The following is a 14,914-nucleotide window of genomic DNA, read 5'->3' as shown; positions in this document are numbered from 1 at the left end:
GCCCGGCTTATGGCGCGTTTGCCGGCAGGCGACAATCATGCCGTTGCGCCTGGAGCCTCCTCGGTCTTCCGCCGCCCTGACGCAGCTCCTACAGCCTGGCCGCGCAAGACAGGGCCAGCGTGGCTCCCTGCCCACCGACATAGTTGCTCGCCGTCGCCGCCTGGTAGTCGATCAGCTTCCCGTTCCTCGCTCTCGGCAATTCACGCGGCACCTCGCCCGGCGAGGCCACGACCTCGATGATCTCGTCGAAATGCCCGTCCGTGATTCCGACCAAGGGCGTGCCGACGCGGATGCGCACGATGCTCCCTTTCCCGAGATGCTTGCCGGGAGGAACGACCGCATTGCCTTCATGCCAGGAGATGTCGTCCATCGCGCAGCTGACGCGAACGAGATCCCTGGCCGTCAGGCTGCGGTTCGGGTAGCGCGCCCGCGCCGCGGTGAGCGCTTGCGCCGGGTTCGATAACTCGGCGGGCCCCTTGACCCAGGCGATCGCCGTGCTGCCGACCGGGGGCGGAAGAGAGCCGCAGGCCGCAAGCCCAAGCGTCCCCGCCGCGACCAGGAGCCAGAGCCACACCCGACCAAGGGTTGCACACATGCTTGTTGCCTCCGTCAGCGCGCGGCAAAAACTGGACCGCTCTCGCAGATATGAAACAGCCGAGCCGGCAAGGACCCTCCGGCGTTGTCTCCATCAAGGCGCCCAGGCACCGATAACATAAGCTGCGACGGCAATGGCGCCGTTAACCCGACATTAGGGTTACCAAGGCATGAATTGTCCCCAGAGCGGGGTGAAACGGGTGGAACCGGACCGTCGCTCGGGGAGATCAGGATGCGCATCCGTTCCATCGCGCTCATGCTTGGGTCGACGGCCCTTGCCACCAGCCTTTTTGCCGCGCCGACACTTGCGGCCGACTATCCCGTGCTGCGCGGTTCGCAGGTCGAGGACGCACCGCCGGCGCCCGACAGGTTTTCGTGGGACGGCTTCTATGTCGGCGGCTTCGCCGGGCAGGCGCAGTCCCGCTTCGAGCGGGACCGCAGCGTCGATCACCTCGTCAACTATGCGCTGCTGAACACGACGATCGCGGCCACCGCCAATGTCCGCGATATGACGATCACCATGCCGCGCCGTGACAGCGGCAGCATCTTCGGCGGCTATGCCGGCTATAACTGGGCCTTCGGCGAGGTGGTCGTGGGCCTGGAGGCCGACTATTCGCGCATCGACCAGGAAGCGATGTCCTCCCGCATCGAGTCACGGCGCATCGGCAACGAATTCCTCACCGTCGGTTCGACCCAGAACGCCCGCATCAACGACTATATCTCGCTGCGGGCGCGCTTCGGCTATGCCTATGGCCGCCTGATGCCTTATTTCACGCTCGGTGCCGCGGCGGGGCGCTTCGACACCAATGTCTCGATCTACACCGACTGGGGTCCGACCGACGTCAACGGCGTGGCGCTGGGCAGCTATGTCGGCTGGCCGCGCACGGTCGGCGGCCCGAAAAAGGATGTCTGGGGCTATGGCGGCGTGATCGGCGGCGGTATCGAAGCGGCGCTGACCGACAACCTGATCGTCCGCGCCGAATATCTCTATACCCGCTTCAACGATGTCGAGGGCGTCACCACGAGCCTCAATCAGGCCCGCGTCGGCGCCGCCCTGAAGTTCTGACAGACAGCGACAGCAAAAATGAAAAGGGCCGGTGCGGATTGCACCGGCCCTTTTCATTTTGCTCAGGGGCGACGCCGATTTACTCGGCCGCCTCGACCTCGGGCCGCACCCGGCCGGCGCGCTGGCGCTTGACCAGCTCGGCGACGATGAAGGCCAGCTCCAGCGCCTGCTCCGCGTTGAGGCGCGGATCGCAGAAGGTGTGGTAACGGTCGTTGAGGTCCGCATCGGTCATGCCGCGCGCGCCACCGGTGCATTCGGTGACGTTCTTGCCGGTCATCTCCAGATGCAGGCCGCCGGCATGCGTGCCCTCGGCCTGATGGACGGCGAAGAAGTTCTTCACCTCGCCCAGGATCAGGTCGAAGGGTCGGGTCTTGTAGCCGCTGGCGGCCTTGACCGTGTTGCCGTGCATCGGGTCGCAGGACCAGACGACATTGCGGCCTTCGCGCTTCGTCGCCCGCACCAGCGCCGGCAGATGGTCGAAGACCTTGTCGGCACCGAAACGCGCGATCAGCGTCAGGCGGCCCGCCTGGTTCTGCGGATCGAGCACGTCGATCACCTTGAGCAGGCCGTCGATCGTGGTCGAGGGACCGCATTTCAGGCCGATCGGGTTCTTGATGCCGCGGAAGAACTCGACATGGGCATGGTCGATCTGGCGCGTGCGATCGCCGATCCAGAGCATGTGGCCTGAGGTGTCGTACCACTCGCCGGTCGTCGAATCCGTGCGCGTCATCGCCTGCTCGTAGCCGAGCAGCAGCGCCTCGTGGCTGGTGTAGAAATCGGTCGTGCGCATCTCCGGATGGGTCTCCGGGTCGATGCCGATGGCGCGCATGAATTCCAGCGCCTCGGTGATGCGCTCGGCCACCTCCTGGTAGCGATGCGACTGCGGTGAGTCCTTGACGAAGCCGAGCATCCAGCGATGCGCGTTGTCGAGATTGGCGTAGCCGCCGGTCGCGAAGGCGCGGATCAGGTTCAGCGTCGCCGCCGACTGGCGATAGCCTTCGAGCTGGCGGCGCGGATCGGGGATGCGCGCCTCGGCCGTGAACTCATTGTCGTTGACGATGTCGCCCTTATAGCTCGGCAGCTCGACGCCGCCGATCGTCTCGGTCGGGGCCGAGCGCGGCTTGGCGAACTGGCCGGCGATGCGGCCGACCTTCACCACCGGCGAGCCGCCGGCGAAGGTCAGGACGACCGCCATCTGCAGGAACAGACGGAAGAAGTCGCGGATATTGTCGGCCGAATGCTCGGCGAAGCTCTCGGCGCAATCGCCCCCCTGCAGCAGGAAGGCCTCACCGGCGGCGACCTTGCTCAACGCCCGTTTGAGCTTGCGCGCCTCGCCTGCAAAAACGAGCGGCGGAAAGCCGGCGAGCTGCTGCTCGACCGCCTTCAAGGCTGCCTGGTCCGGATATTCCGGAATCTGCTGGACGGGCTTGGCCCTCCAGCTCTCTGGCGTCCACCGCTCGGACATGGGACTACGTGCTCCTGACTGTGAGATCGCGCATCGTTAACCTCTTGGTAGCGCGAAGGGGCGGCTATACACCTATGAGGGGGGAATGGCCACCGTCCGAGGGAAGCCCTCGCAGCGGGTCGCCCTACCCGCCGCCGCAAGCTATCGAAAAGCCGATTTCCGGCAACGGGATAGCGGCCATCGTTGCGCTATCGCGGCAACGACCTGCCATCCTGATTCAAGCGCTTCACAGGCTGATTCAACGCACGCAGCGTCAGCTCGCGCGCGGCGTTCGCATCGTCACCAGCTCCTCCGCCGCGCTCGGATGCAGCGCGACGGTGCGGTCGAAATCGGCCTTGGTCGCGCCCATCGTCACGGCAATCCCGACCGCCTGGACGATCTCGCCGGCATCGTGCCCGAGGATGTGGACGCCGAGCACCTTATCGGTCTGAGCATCGACCACGAGCTTCATGTAGATGCGCTCCTGACGGCCGGAGATCGTCGCCTTCATCGGGCGGAAGCCGGATTCGAAGACTTTGACCTCATGGCCGGCAGCAACCGCCTGCGCTTCCGACAGGCCGACGGTGCCGACCTCCGGCGTCGTGAAGACGGCCGAGGCGATGGTGGCGTGATCGACCGTCCAGTTGCGGCTGCCGAAGGTCGTGTCGGCGAAGGCATGGCCCTCGCGGATCGCGACCGGCGTCAGGTTGACCCGGTTGGTGACGTCGCCGACGGCATGGATCGAGGGCACGCTGCTCGCTGATGCCGCGTCGACCTTGATCTCGCCGAGCGGGCCCATCGCGACGCCGGCCTTGTCCAGGCCGAGCCCCTTCGTATTGGGCCGGCGGCCGGTGGCGACGAGGATGACGTCGGCATCGATCGGCTCGCCCTTGGCGCAATGGGCGCGGCGGGTGCCATCGGCCAGCTCCTCGATCCGGTCGATCGTGCAGCCGAGCCGCAAGGTGATGCCGGCATGGAGCAGCGCGTCGCGTAGGCGGGTGCGGATATCCTCGTCGAAGCCGCGCAGGATGTTGTCGCCCCGGTGCAGCACGGTCACCGCGACGCCGAGCCGCGCGAAGAGGCTGGCGAATTCAAGCGCGATATAGCCGCCGCCGACGACCAGAAGGCGCTTCGGCAGCGCCGGCAGGTTGAAGACCTCGTTCGAGGAAATGCCGAGTTCGCCACCTGGGATCGGCGGATCGAAGGAAGGCCAGCCGCCGGTCGCGACCAGGATATGGCGGGCGCGGGCCACCTCCCCGCTCTTCACCAGCCGGACCTGATGCGGGCCTTCGACAACGGCGCGCTCCTCGCGAATCTGGACCTTGGCGCCCTCGAGCCCCTTGCGATAGAGGCCGGAGAGGCGGGTGACCTCGTTGGCCACCGCATCCCGCAGGGTCGCCCAGTCGAAGACCGGCGCCTGCGGCAAGGTCCAGCCGAAGCCGGCGGCGTCCTCGAAATCCTCGGCGAAGCGGCTGGCATAGACGAAGAGCTTCTTCGGCACGCAGCCGCGGATCACGCAGGTGCCGCCGATGCGGTCCTCCTCGGCGATCATGACGCGGGCGCCGTGGCCGGCGGCGATGCGCGCGGCGCGCGTCCCGCCAGAGCCTGCACCGATGACGAAGAGATCGACGTCGAACTCAGCCATGATACCCTCTCAACCGTCCTTGTCGGCGGACGACAAGCCGCAGAACAACCAGATGGACGCCAGCGCCAGCGCGGCGATCCACCATCCCTGCCAGGCCCCATGCGCCACCGTGGCGACACCGAAGGCACTGGCAGCCAGCGCCAGACGTGGCGCGAGATCGCGCGCCGCCAGATGCCTCAGGCGCCACAGGAGCATGAGACCGGCCAGCGTCAGCAGCGCCGCACCGACGACGCCCGTCTCGACCCAGGCCTGGACGGGCGCGCTGTGCGGGTGACCGACCGCGAGCAATTGGCGGCGCGGCGGCGAAACTTCAAGCGCCACAGGATGCCGATCCAGCGTGGGCGAAGTCCCGAAGCCGGAGCCCAGCAGGGGCCGCGCGCGGATCGCCTCGCCGAAGCTCAGCCAGATATCGATCCGGTCGCGCGAGTGCGAATTGGCGAGGCGCTCGTGCAGCGATTGCGGCAGCGCCTCGTCGCCGAGGCGCCCGATCACCGGTGCGAGCATCATCGTCGCGACGAAGCCGAGCGCGACCAGCACGAGCATCAGGCGCGGCAGCAGCCGGGCCGCAAGCCAGGTCAGCGCAAGAATGAGAAAGCCGAGCCCGGCCGCGCCGCTCTCGGAATCGAAGGAGATTATCGCCACGGCGACGACGCAGACCGCCGCCAGCAACCAGTCCAGCGCGCCGCCCTTTCGCCGTAGCGACAGGCCCGCAACCGCCGCCGGCAGCAGCACGAGGCAGACCAGCACCGGGCGGTTGAAGATGTAGGTGACCTGCTTGCCGATATCGAGCGCGATGCGCAGGGAGAGGCCTGTGGCCAGTTCGGCCATCATGAACACGGCCGCAAGCGCTATCGCGAGCGCCAGCGCCCGACTTTCCGATCGCCCCGGCTGGAAGCGACCGCTCGCGGCAATGGCGAAGCCGCTGGCCGTCGGCAGGGCCAGTTCGCCCCACATCGACATGCTCGCTCCGATGCGATGGCTCCAGGCTATGGAGATCAGCGACCAGAGCAGGAAACCACCGAGCGCCAGCCCGATGGGAGTAGCGATGCCTTTCCGCAGGCGCTGCAGAAGCGGCGCCCAGCCCTCGACCGCAACCGCCGAAGTGAGGAAGCACAGGGCAGCCAATCCGAGGAAAAGCGGCGCCGAGCGATTGGCAACCCACATGCCCAGAGGCAATGCGATCAACAGGCCCATGCCAAGTCGAGCGAGACGCCGAGGCAGAATCGGCTCAAAAGACAGGGTGCCTGAGGTGGTCGGGTCGCTCATGTCCTGCGCTTACGCGATCACGCCGGACGCGGCCAGTGGCGGACTGGAACATTCGAGCGAGTCGTAGAACCAAAGATATAGAAGATGCGGCGAAAGCGGCCTGTCGTCGAAAATTCTTGACTTCCGATTATGCAATCAGGCGCAATTGACGACCGGCGCGGCAAGGTGCCACAGGCGAACCGCCCAAGAAACCCGTGGGCCAAAGCCCGCAAGCGGAGGAATTCATGCTGACATCCATCCTGAAGCGCACGGCCCTGACAGCGGTGGCGCTGGCTGCCCTCTCCACCGCCGCCTTCGCCCAGCTCAGCGAGCTGAAGATCATGGCTCCCGCCGCGCCCGGCGGCGGCTGGGACGGCACGGCCCGCTCGATGCAGCAGGCGCTGACTTCGGCCGGCATCGTCAAGAGCGTCCAGGTCAACAACGTGACCGGCGCGGGCGGCACCATCGGCCTCGCCCAGCTGATCGGCGCCAAGGGCGCCGGCGACCAGCTGATGGTCAACGGCTTCGTCATGGTCGGCGCCATCCTGCTCAACAAATCGCCGGTCAACCTGACCCAGATCACGCCGATCGCGCGCCTGACCGCCGAGGCCGAAGTCATCGTCGTCCCGACGGAATCGCCGCTCAAGACCGCCAAGGACCTGGCCGAGCGCCTGAAGGCCGACCCGGCCAAGGTGACCTGGGCCGGCGGCTCGGCCGGCGGCACCGACCACATCCTCGCCGCGCTCTTCGCGCAGGCCGTCGGCGCAGATGCCAAGAAGATCAACTACATCCCGTTCTCGGGCGGCGGCGAGGCTCTGGCTGCCATGCTCGGCGGGCGCGTCACGGCCGGCGTCTCCGGCTATGGCGAGTTCGAGGGCCAGATCAAGGCCGGCAAGCTGCGCGTGCTCGCCGTCTCCTCCTCGAAGCGCCTCGCGAACGCCCCGGACGCCCCGACGCTCAAGGAGCAGGGCATCGATCTCGAGCTGCTGAACTGGCGCTCGGTCGTCGCCCCTCCCGGCCTCTCGGCCGACCAGACCAAGGCCCTGATCGACACGGTCGAGAAGATGGTCAAGTCGAAGGAATGGCAGGAAATCCTCAAGGCCCGCGGCTGGGACGACTCCTTCCTGGCCGGCGCCGCCTTCGACACCTTCCTGAAGGCCGAGATCGAGCGCGTCTCGAAGGTGATGACCGAAGTCGGGCTGGTGAAGTAAGCCAGCCAGAACGCTACAATCTGCAGGGGTCGGGAAACCGGCCCCTTTTCCGACCGCCAGAAGCGCCCCAAAGGCGCCGGACAAGACTGCGGGAACGCCATGACCAACGACACACGCACGCAAGGTGCCAACAAGCCGGCCCTGGTGGTGGGCATCCTGCTGCTGATCGTCGCCTTCCTCGTCGGCTATGACGCCTCGCAGCAGACCATCACCTCAACCTACGGCGTCGGCCCGACGGCCATGCCTTATGTCGTGGCGGCGGGCCTCGTGATCCTCGGCCTCTCGCATTTCCTGGTCGCGTTCCGCGAAGGGCTGCCGCAGCCCGACGAAGCCGACAACTCCGCCCTGCTCTGGATCGCCGGCGGCCTGATCTTCCTGATCGCCTGCATTGGGCTCGGCGGCGGCTTCATCATCGCAATCGCGGCCGTTTTCGCCTGCACGGCCCGCGGCATGGGCCGCCGGGCCCTGGCTGTCGATGCCGTGATCGGCTTCGTGCTCGGCCTCGTGATCTATCTCGTCTTCGCCAAGCTCCTGACGCTGATCCTGCCGTCGGGCCCGCTCGAGCGCCTGTTCCTCTGAGGAGAGCACGACCATGGATACCCTGCTCTCCCTCGTCCAAGGCTTCGGCGTCGCGCTCGAGCCCTCCAAGCTGATGTTCTGCCTGATCGGCGTGTTCCTGGGCACGGCCGTCGGCGTTCTGCCCGGCATCGGCCCGGCACTGACCGTCGCGCTCCTGCTGCCGGTCACATTCAAGCTCGACCCGGCGGGCTCGCTGATCATGTTCGCCGGCATCTACTATGGCGGCATGTATGGCGGCTCGACCACCGCGATCCTGCTCAATGCGCCCGGCGAAAGCGCCTCGCTCGCCACAGCGCTCGAAGGCTCCAAGATGGCCAAGGCCGGCCGCGGCGGGCCAGCGCTCGCGACCGCCGCGATCGGCTCCTTCGTCGCCGGCCTGATCGCGACGATCGGGCTCGCCTTCCTCGCGCCCTGGCTCGTCCAGATCGCAGTGAAATTCGGACCCTGGGACTATTTCGCGCTGATGATCGTCGCCTTCGTCACGGTCTCCGCGACCTTCGGCGACTCGCCCTTGCGCGGCCTCACCAGCCTGTTCCTCGGCATCGCGCTCGGCCTCGTCGGCATCGACAAGCTGACCGGCCAGGCGCGCCTGACCTTCGGCGTGCCGGAACTGCTCAACGGCATCGAGGTCACGACGCTGGCGGTCGGCCTGTTCGCGGTGGGCGAGGCCTTCTACGTCGCTTCCAAGCGCACCCGCGATCCCGAGGAGATCATCCCGATCAAGGGCTCGCTGTGGATGAACAAGCAGGACTGGAAGCGCTCCTGGGCGCCCTGGCTGCGCGGCACCGCCTTCGGCTTCCCGATCGGCGCCCTGCCCGCCGGCGGCGCGGAAGTGCCGACCTTCCTGAGCTATTCGACCGAGCGCAAGCTCTGCAAATACCCGGAAGAGTTCGGCAAGGGCGCGATCGAGGGCGTCGCAGGTCCAGAGGCCGCCAACAACGCCTCGGCCGCCGGCACGCTGGTGCCATTGCTGACGCTCGGCCTGCCGACCTCGGCAACCGCGGCGATCATGCTCGCCGGCTTCCAGCAATACGGCCTCAACCCCGGCCCGCTGCTCTTCGCCGAGAAGCCGGACCTGGTCTGGGGCCTGATCGCCTCGCTCTTCGTCGCCAACGTCATGCTGGTGATCCTGAACCTGCCGCTGATCGGGCTCTGGGTCCGTCTGCTGGCGATCCCGCAGCCCTGGCTCTATGCCGGCATCCTTGTCTTCGCGACGATGGGCACGCTCGCGGTCAACAGTTCGCCGGTGGAGCTCGGGATGCTCTTCGCCTTCGGCTTCATGGGCTATCTGATGCGCCGCTACGATTATCCGGTCGCGCCGATGGTGGTCGGCCTGATCCTCGGGCCGATGGCGGAACAGCAATTGCGCCGCGCGCTGCAGATCAGCCTCGGCGATCCGATGATCCTGCTGGAGAATCCGATCTCGGCGACGCTGCTCGGCATCGCCTTCATCGCGCTGGTCGCGCCCTTCGCGATGAAGGGGCTGAACAAATTCAAGGCTGCCGAGGACTGACCAGTCCGAGCCGAATGAGGCTCTCGCCCGTGGCGACGAGAGCCTCCGCCGCCGGGCGCGGCTGCCAGCCGAGCATGGCCTGCGCCTTCGCGCTCGTCGCCGTCTTGCTGCGGCCGAGTTCGGGCGTCGCCGCCTGACGTGCAGTTGCGCTGAAGCGCGCGGCAAAGCGCATCAGCCAATCCGGCAACACGCGGGTCGAGACCCGCTCCGCATTCGCGCCGAGGCCGTCCTTCAGCGCCTGGGCAATCGCCTGCATCGTCATGAAGTCGCCGGCCGTGGCGAGGAAGCGCTCGCCGGCCGCCGCCACATCGGTCATGGCGCGCAGGTGCAGCTCGGCGACGTCGCGCACGTCCACAACCCCGAACATCAGGCGCGGCACCGCCCAGAGCCTGCCGTCCAGCATGGTCTTGACCAGCAGGATCGAAGCCGAGAGATCTGGCCCCAGCAAGGGGCCGAAGATGCCGACCGGGTTCACGACTGAAAGCTCCAGCCCCTGCCCTTCGCTATCGACGAAATCCCAGGCCGCGCGCTCGGCCAGCGTCTTGGATTTCGGATAGGCAGCTAGATCCGGCGCGTCCGCATTCGTCCAGTCACGCTCGTCATAGGGGCGCTTCACCACCCGGCCATAGCCGATCGCAGCGAAGGAAGAGGTCAGCACGACGCGCCTCACCCCGGCCCGATGCGCAGCGCGCAGGACGCGCAGCGTACCCTCCCGCGCCGGGCGGATCAGCTCGTCCTCGTCCTTCGGCGCAGCGGCTGCGAGCGGTGACGCGACATGAAGGACATAGGCGCAGCCGGTCGCTGCCTCGTCCCAGCCCTCGTCGCGCATCAGGTCGGCGACAACGACCTGCAGCCGGTCACCAGCCTCCGTTCCGGCACCGCGCAGGGCGTCCCTGAGCGCGCCTTCGCGGGCCGGATCGCGCAGCGTCGTGCGGACATCATAGCCCGCGGTGAGCAGTGACAGGATGCAGTGCCCTGCGAGGAAGCCAGAGCCTCCGGTCACGAGAACAAGGTCACGGGTCATGTCGCCGGCTCCGCCATTTCAGTTCAGCCGTCCGGCCATAGCGTCGGTTTCGGCATGACGCCAGTGCGCGGCAGACGGGTGGACAGAGCAGGCCAGCCAATGAACAATTGCGGCGGAACTGTGTTGTCCCAGAGCCGGCATCGGCAGCGATGCCGCGGCAAAGGGAGACTATCGATGAGCGATACCATGCTTGGCGGGCAGGCCGGCACCGGTCAGCCAGCCGCCGCAGAACCCAGCCTGCACCGTGTCATGGGGCCTTGGCTGCTGCTTCTCTTCATCGTCGGCGACATCCTCGGCACGGGCATCTACGCCCTGACCGGCCAGGTCGCCAACCAGGTCGGCGGCATCGTCTGGCTGCCCTTCCTCGTCGCCTTCGCCGTCGCGATGGTGACGGCCTTCAGCTATCTCGAACTCGTCACGAAATATCCGCAAGCCGCCGGCGCCGCGCTCTACACGCACAAGGCCTTCGGCGTGCATTTCATCACCTTCATCGTCGCCTTCGCGGTGATGTGCTCAGGGATAACCTCGGCCTCGACCGCCTCGCGCGCCTTCGCCGCCAACATGTCCAACGCCTTCGGACTCGGCCTCTCCGGCGGCGTCGGCATCACGCTGATCGGGCTGGGCTTCATGGCGATCGTCGCGATCGTGAACCTGCGCGGCGTCGGCGAGAGCGTGAAGGCCAATGTCGTGCTGACCTGCGTCGAGCTGACCGGCCTGCTGATCATCATCACCATCGGCATGATGGCGATCGCGGCCGGACAGGGCGACGTCTCGCGCGTCATGCAGTTCAAGACGACGGCGGATGGCGGCATGTTCTGGCCGGTGATCGCGGCGACGACGCTCGCCTTCTTCGCCATGGTCGGCTTCGAGGACTCGGTCAACATGGCCGAGGAGACCAAGGACCCGAGCCGCATCTTCCCGAAGATCCTGCTCATCGGCCTGTTCATCACCGGCGTGATCTATGTGCTGGTCTCGATCTCGGCGATCACGCTCGTCCCGCCCGAGCAGCTCGGCGAAGGCGAGACGCCGCTGCTCAAGGTGGTGCAGGCCGGGGCGCCGAACTTCCCGATCTGGATTTTCGGCTTCATCACCATGTTCGCGGTCGCCAACAGCGCTCTGATCAACATGCTGATGGCGAGCCGGCTGGTCTATGGCATGAGCCGCGAGCATGTGCTGCCGCCCATCCTCGGCAAGGTCCACGCCACGCGGCGCACGCCCTATGTCGCGATCGGTTTCACCAGCCTGCTCGCCTTCGCGCTGATCACCTTCGTCGGCGAGGTGCCCGCGCTCGGCGGCACGACGGCGCTGCTGCTGCTTTGCGTCTTCACAGTGGTTAACATCGCCGTGCTGGTGCTGCGCAAGGACACCGTCGGCCACGAGCATTTCCGCACGCCCACCTTCCTGCCGATCATCGGCGCCCTCTCCTGCGCCTTCCTGGCCGGTCCCTGGACCGGGCGCGCCTCGGTCCAGTACACGATCGCCGGCGTCCTGATCGGCATCGGCGTGCTGCTTTGGGTTGTCACGGTCATCGTCAACCGCAGGACCGGCACAGCGCTCAGCGACCCGCTGATGGAGGACATCGGCGGGCGCGGCCCGGTCAACTGACCGCAACCAACGCAGAGGCAACAAAAAAGGGCCGGCGAACGCTCGCCGGCCCTTTCCGAGACCCTGAAGCTCAGGTGGCGCGTCGGCTCAGAAAGTATGGCCGCGCTTGCGCATTTCCTGCGAGAAGCGGTCGAAGAGATACTGGCTGGTCTGGACGGACCAGGGCTGAAGGACGTTCAGCAGGTCGTCCATCGCCTCGCGCCGCAGCGTGTTGTAGCGCTGACCGACCGGGGACTTGAAGAACGTGGCGATCTCCTTGAGATCGGCTTCGGTCATCTTCCGGGCGAAGACCTCGGTGGCCGTCCGGGTCATCTCCTCGGCGCGCTTGTCGGCCTCCGGCTTCAGCGCCGCGACGACGGCGTCTGTGTCCTTCTTCATCTCGGGCCGGGTCGCGATGAGCTCCTGCACGCTCTTCTCGAACTCGTTGTAGATGTTCGTGATGCCAGACGTGATGCCGGTCGCGTCCGCGACCTCGCGCGCCACCTGAAGATGGCTCTGCGTCAGCGCCGGCGCCTGGGCGAAGGCGGGAGCGGCGCAGACGAGCGCCAGACCAAGGGCGGCCCGGACGAGAGAACGACGGATCATGCGTTGAAACCCCTTTATCAGCGAGCCGCTGGCCGGAGGCCATGACGGATCGGTCATTGTGGCGCGTTCCTTAGCGTGTCTTGCGCCGGAATGGAATCATTCGATCCTGCCGATGAGCTTGAGGCCATCGGCCCCCGCCAGGATGGCGCCGGTGGCGAGCCCGATGAACAGACCGTGCTCGACGACGCCGGGCACGATGTTCAGCGCTTGCGCCAGCAATTCCGGGCGTTCGATCGTGCCGAGATGGGCGTCGAGGATGTAATGGCCACCATCGGTGACCAGTGTCGCACCGTCAGGTCGCTGGCGCAGCGACAACTTGCCTTCGGCCCCGGAAGCAACGATGGCCGCTGCCACGGCCCGGCGCGTCGCCTCCAGCCCGAAGGGCACAACCTCGATCGGCAGCGGGAAGCGGCCGAGCGCCTGCACCAGCTTGCCGTCATCGGCGATCACGATCATGCGCGCGGAAGCGGCTGCGACGATCTTTTCGCGCAGCAGCGCCGCGCCGCCGCCCTTGATCAGGCGCAGTTGCGGATCGACCTCGTCGGCGCCATCGACGGTGAGGTCGAGTTCCGGCGTCTCGTCGAGCGTCGACATCGGGATGCCCAGCGAAACCGCCTGAGCCTGTGTCGCCTCGGAGGTCGAGACGCAGAGCACTTCGAAACCGGCGGCAACCTTGGCGCCGAGCAGATCGACGAAATGCTTCGCCGTGGAGCCGGTGCCGAGGCCGAGCCGCATGCCCGGCTGCACGAGTTCGAGCGCGCGGGCGGCAGCCTGCTTCTTCAGGTCGTCGGCATTCATGAGATCTGTCCGGCTCAGGTTGTGGAAAACGCCTGCCGCCCAGGCCGGACGACGGCGCTCTCCTGCCCCGGCAAGGCCGGCGAGTCCAGCGCGCGGAGGCCTTCCGGGGTCATTTCGTCTGGGGCGTGCACACCGTCTTGTCGTCGAAGACGTAGCAGATGCTCATCTCGCCGGTGCGGATATTGACCCGGAAGATGCCGCCCTCCTTCTCATGGCGCGATGGCATCAGGCCGTAATCGCTCGGCGCCTGCGGGCCGGCCCCCTCGCCCGACGGGAAGCAGACGGTCAGGCCGACGCCGCCCTCCTTCAACTGGAACTGGCAGGCGCCAACCTCACCCGTCGCCTTGTCGATCCGATAGACGCGATTGAGGTCGGTCTGCGGCGCAGGCGCGAATTCGAACGGTCCGGCCCAGGCCGGCACCGCACCCGTCATCGCCAGCAACAGCCCTGCGATTCCCGCCCGTCTTCCGATGAAATTCGACATGATGATCTTCCCTGCCGCCGGCCGCGCGACGAATCGTGCGCACGATACCACCTCGCGCGGCAAATTTGGGGAGGCGCACGCGCGGGACTTGCCAGCCCGGCCGCAACGACCTTTAACCGAATCTCGCCCGGCCGAATCACCCCGAAGGTCCCGACCATGAGTCTGCCCCCGATCGTCGTCTTCGATCTCGACGGAACCCTCGCCGAGACCGCGCCGGACATCATGCGGGTCCTCAACCTGATCCTGGTTCGCGAGGGACTGGCGGCGCTGCCGCTCGAGCGGGCGCGCGAACTCGTCGGCGCGGGGGTGCGCGTCCTGATCGAGCGCGGCTTCAAGGTCTCCGGCCAGCCGCTCGATCCGGAAAGGCTGGAGCGGCTCTTCCTGGAGTTCATGGATATCTATGCGCAGGATACGGCCGGCAGCAGCCATCTCTATGACGGCGTGCTCGGCGCGCTCGACGTGCTGGCCGGGCAAGGCTACGCGCTCGCGGTCTGCACCAACAAGCCGATCCTGCACACGCGGCTGATCCTCGACCATTTCGGCATCGCGGACCGCTTCGCGGCGGTGGCCGGGCGCGACAGCTTTCCCTATTTCAAGCCCGATCCGCGCCATCTCACCCTGACGATCGCCGCGGCGAAGGCCGATCCGGCGCGGGCCGTGATGATCGGCGATTCCCGCACGGACATCGCGACCGCGCGCGCGGCCGGCATCCCCTCGATCTGCGTGCCCTTCGGCTATACCGACGTGCCGATAGAGACGCTGGAGCCGGATTTCATCATCCAGCATTTCGACGAGCTGGCCGGCGCGGTCGACCGCGTGTTCAAATCTCCTCCCCGGACGTCCTTGACGGCATGAGGCGCGCCGACTAGGAGAGGCCGGGTCCGGGCGATTAGCTCAGCGGTAGAGCACTCCCTTCACACGGGAGGGGTCACAGGTTCGATCCCTGTATCGCCCACCATTTTCCCGGATTTTCCAATCGTCCTGACACGCGAGCCCGCAATCTGGCGCAGCTTGCTGGAACAGCGCGCCTTCCGGCTATGCCAACTTGCTTGGAAAGGGAGCGCACCGCCTCCCAACGGTGCGCCCCCTTCCCGCGGGTGCCAGCCCGCATCGCGCCGAGT

The 14,914-nt window shown here is 67.0% G+C and carries 14 protein-coding genes and 1 tRNA gene; 7 read left to right on the top strand and 8 right to left on the bottom strand.

Features of this window, described 5'->3' with window-relative positions; genetic code table 11:
- Positions 1-88: 88 nt before the first annotated feature.
- A complete protein-coding gene (locus NUV79_RS14090; RefSeq protein ID WP_257733719.1) occupies positions 89-595 on the bottom strand; it encodes a hypothetical protein in 507 nt (168 codons plus the stop codon).
- A gap of 231 nt (positions 596-826) precedes the next feature.
- On the opposite strand from NUV79_RS14090, the gene NUV79_RS14085 reads away from it, so the two are divergent.
- Positions 827-1,660: an outer membrane protein gene (locus NUV79_RS14085; RefSeq protein WP_257733718.1), complete on the top strand. Its 834-nt coding sequence runs from the start codon at positions 827-829 to the stop codon at positions 1,658-1,660.
- Positions 1,661-1,739: 79 nt separating this feature from the next.
- On the opposite strand, the gene NUV79_RS14080 is transcribed toward NUV79_RS14085, so the two are convergent.
- The 3 genes from NUV79_RS14080 to NUV79_RS14070 all read right to left on the bottom strand — a co-directional run bounded on the left by NUV79_RS14080 (position 1,740) and on the right by NUV79_RS14070 (position 5,943).
- Positions 1,740-3,125 (bottom strand): class II 3-deoxy-7-phosphoheptulonate synthase, encoded by a 1,386-nt coding sequence (locus tag NUV79_RS14080; RefSeq protein ID WP_257733717.1) that lies wholly within the window; start codon positions 3,123-3,125, stop codon positions 1,740-1,742.
- A 253-nt stretch (positions 3,126-3,378) separates the two neighbouring features.
- On the bottom strand, positions 3,379-4,749 hold the full coding sequence (gene gor, locus NUV79_RS14075) for a glutathione-disulfide reductase (protein ID WP_257733716.1): 1,371 nt from the start codon (positions 4,747-4,749) through the stop codon (positions 3,379-3,381).
- Between the two features lie 9 nt (positions 4,750-4,758).
- The gene (locus NUV79_RS14070; protein WP_257733715.1) at positions 4,759-5,943 is read right to left on the bottom strand and encodes an O-antigen ligase family protein; all 1,185 of its coding nucleotides are present in this window, start codon (positions 5,941-5,943) and stop codon (positions 4,759-4,761) included.
- A 296-nt stretch (positions 5,944-6,239) separates the two neighbouring features.
- Here NUV79_RS14070 and NUV79_RS14065 point away from each other — a divergent pair, with 296 nt between their 5' ends.
- The 3 genes from NUV79_RS14065 (at position 6,240) to NUV79_RS14055 (ending at position 9,297) form a co-directional block, all read left to right on the top strand.
- Entirely contained in the window at positions 6,240-7,205 is a 966-nt protein-coding gene (locus NUV79_RS14065) for a Bug family tripartite tricarboxylate transporter substrate binding protein (protein ID WP_257733714.1), read from the top strand.
- A 99-nt stretch (positions 7,206-7,304) separates the two neighbouring features.
- Positions 7,305-7,784 (top strand): tripartite tricarboxylate transporter TctB family protein, encoded by a 480-nt coding sequence (locus NUV79_RS14060; protein ID WP_257733713.1) that lies wholly within the window; start codon positions 7,305-7,307, stop codon positions 7,782-7,784.
- A 13-nt stretch (positions 7,785-7,797) separates the two neighbouring features.
- Positions 7,798-9,297 carry a tripartite tricarboxylate transporter permease gene (locus tag NUV79_RS14055; RefSeq protein ID WP_257733712.1) on the top strand — a complete coding sequence of 500 codons (1,500 nt, stop codon included), beginning with the start codon at positions 7,798-7,800 and terminating at the stop codon, positions 9,295-9,297.
- Here the strand turns inward: NUV79_RS14055 and NUV79_RS14050 are convergent.
- Positions 9,278-10,321: an SDR family oxidoreductase gene (locus NUV79_RS14050; RefSeq protein ID WP_257733710.1), complete on the bottom strand. Its 1,044-nt coding sequence runs from the start codon at positions 10,319-10,321 to the stop codon at positions 9,278-9,280. The two genes, NUV79_RS14055 and NUV79_RS14050, sit on opposite strands and share 20 nt — an antisense overlap.
- 174 nt (positions 10,322-10,495) lie before the next feature.
- Here NUV79_RS14050 and NUV79_RS14045 point away from each other — a divergent pair, with 174 nt between their 5' ends.
- Positions 10,496-11,926, top strand: a complete 1,431-nt coding sequence (locus NUV79_RS14045; RefSeq protein WP_257733709.1) for an APC family permease — start codon at positions 10,496-10,498, stop codon at positions 11,924-11,926.
- Between the two features lie 87 nt (positions 11,927-12,013).
- On the opposite strand, the gene NUV79_RS14040 is transcribed toward NUV79_RS14045, so the two are convergent.
- From NUV79_RS14040 to NUV79_RS14030, 3 genes are all read right to left on the bottom strand, one after another.
- Complete coding sequence (locus tag NUV79_RS14040) at positions 12,014-12,511, bottom strand: DUF2059 domain-containing protein (RefSeq protein WP_257733708.1); 498 nt, start codon at positions 12,509-12,511, stop codon at positions 12,014-12,016.
- A gap of 96 nt (positions 12,512-12,607) precedes the next feature.
- Positions 12,608-13,309: a ribose-5-phosphate isomerase RpiA gene (gene rpiA, locus NUV79_RS14035; protein WP_257733707.1), complete on the bottom strand. Its 702-nt coding sequence runs from the start codon at positions 13,307-13,309 to the stop codon at positions 12,608-12,610.
- A gap of 109 nt (positions 13,310-13,418) precedes the next feature.
- On the bottom strand, positions 13,419-13,793 hold the full coding sequence (locus tag NUV79_RS14030) for a hypothetical protein (protein ID WP_374679273.1): 375 nt from the start codon (positions 13,791-13,793) through the stop codon (positions 13,419-13,421).
- A 156-nt stretch (positions 13,794-13,949) separates the two neighbouring features.
- Here NUV79_RS14030 and gph point away from each other — a divergent pair, with 156 nt between their 5' ends.
- Positions 13,950-14,648, top strand: coding sequence for a phosphoglycolate phosphatase (gene gph / locus NUV79_RS14025; protein ID WP_257733706.1), 699 nt, complete (start codon positions 13,950-13,952; stop codon positions 14,646-14,648).
- Between the two features lie 28 nt (positions 14,649-14,676).
- Positions 14,677-14,751 (top strand) — tRNA-Val (locus NUV79_RS14020).
- Positions 14,752-14,914: the final 163 nt, after the last annotated feature.

It is taken from the genome of Allobosea sp. 47.2.35, from assembly GCF_024655635.1.
Lineage (GTDB): Bacteria > Pseudomonadota > Alphaproteobacteria > Rhizobiales > Beijerinckiaceae > Allobosea.
The sequence above is the reverse complement of the archived record's forward strand: the minus strand, read 5'-3'. Positions and strand labels throughout refer to the sequence as shown.

Coding starts and splice junctions, on each gene's coding strand:
- NUV79_RS14090 (WP_257733719.1), bottom strand. CDS start 595: ATGTGTGCAACCCTTGGTCGGGTGTGGCTCTGGCTCCTGGTCGCGGCG.
- gph (WP_257733706.1), top strand. CDS start 13,950: ATGAGTCTGCCCCCGATCGTCGTCTTCGATCTCGACGGAACCCTCGCC.
- NUV79_RS14040 (WP_257733708.1), bottom strand. CDS start 12,511: ATGATCCGTCGTTCTCTCGTCCGGGCCGCCCTTGGTCTGGCGCTCGTC.
- NUV79_RS14045 (WP_257733709.1), top strand. CDS start 10,496: ATGAGCGATACCATGCTTGGCGGGCAGGCCGGCACCGGTCAGCCAGCC.
- NUV79_RS14050 (WP_257733710.1), bottom strand. CDS start 10,321: ATGACCCGTGACCTTGTTCTCGTGACCGGAGGCTCTGGCTTCCTCGCA.
- gor (WP_257733716.1), bottom strand. CDS start 4,749: ATGGCTGAGTTCGACGTCGATCTCTTCGTCATCGGTGCAGGCTCTGGC.
- NUV79_RS14055 (WP_257733712.1), top strand. CDS start 7,798: ATGGATACCCTGCTCTCCCTCGTCCAAGGCTTCGGCGTCGCGCTCGAG.
- NUV79_RS14080 (WP_257733717.1), bottom strand. CDS start 3,125: ATGTCCGAGCGGTGGACGCCAGAGAGCTGGAGGGCCAAGCCCGTCCAG.
- rpiA (WP_257733707.1), bottom strand. CDS start 13,309: ATGAATGCCGACGACCTGAAGAAGCAGGCTGCCGCCCGCGCGCTCGAA.
- NUV79_RS14030 (WP_374679273.1), bottom strand. CDS start 13,793: ATGTCGAATTTCATCGGAAGACGGGCGGGAATCGCAGGGCTGTTGCTG.
- NUV79_RS14065 (WP_257733714.1), top strand. CDS start 6,240: ATGCTGACATCCATCCTGAAGCGCACGGCCCTGACAGCGGTGGCGCTG.
- NUV79_RS14085 (WP_257733718.1), top strand. CDS start 827: ATGCGCATCCGTTCCATCGCGCTCATGCTTGGGTCGACGGCCCTTGCC.
- NUV79_RS14060 (WP_257733713.1), top strand. CDS start 7,305: ATGACCAACGACACACGCACGCAAGGTGCCAACAAGCCGGCCCTGGTG.
- NUV79_RS14070 (WP_257733715.1), bottom strand. CDS start 5,943: ATGGGCCTGTTGATCGCATTGCCTCTGGGCATGTGGGTTGCCAATCGC.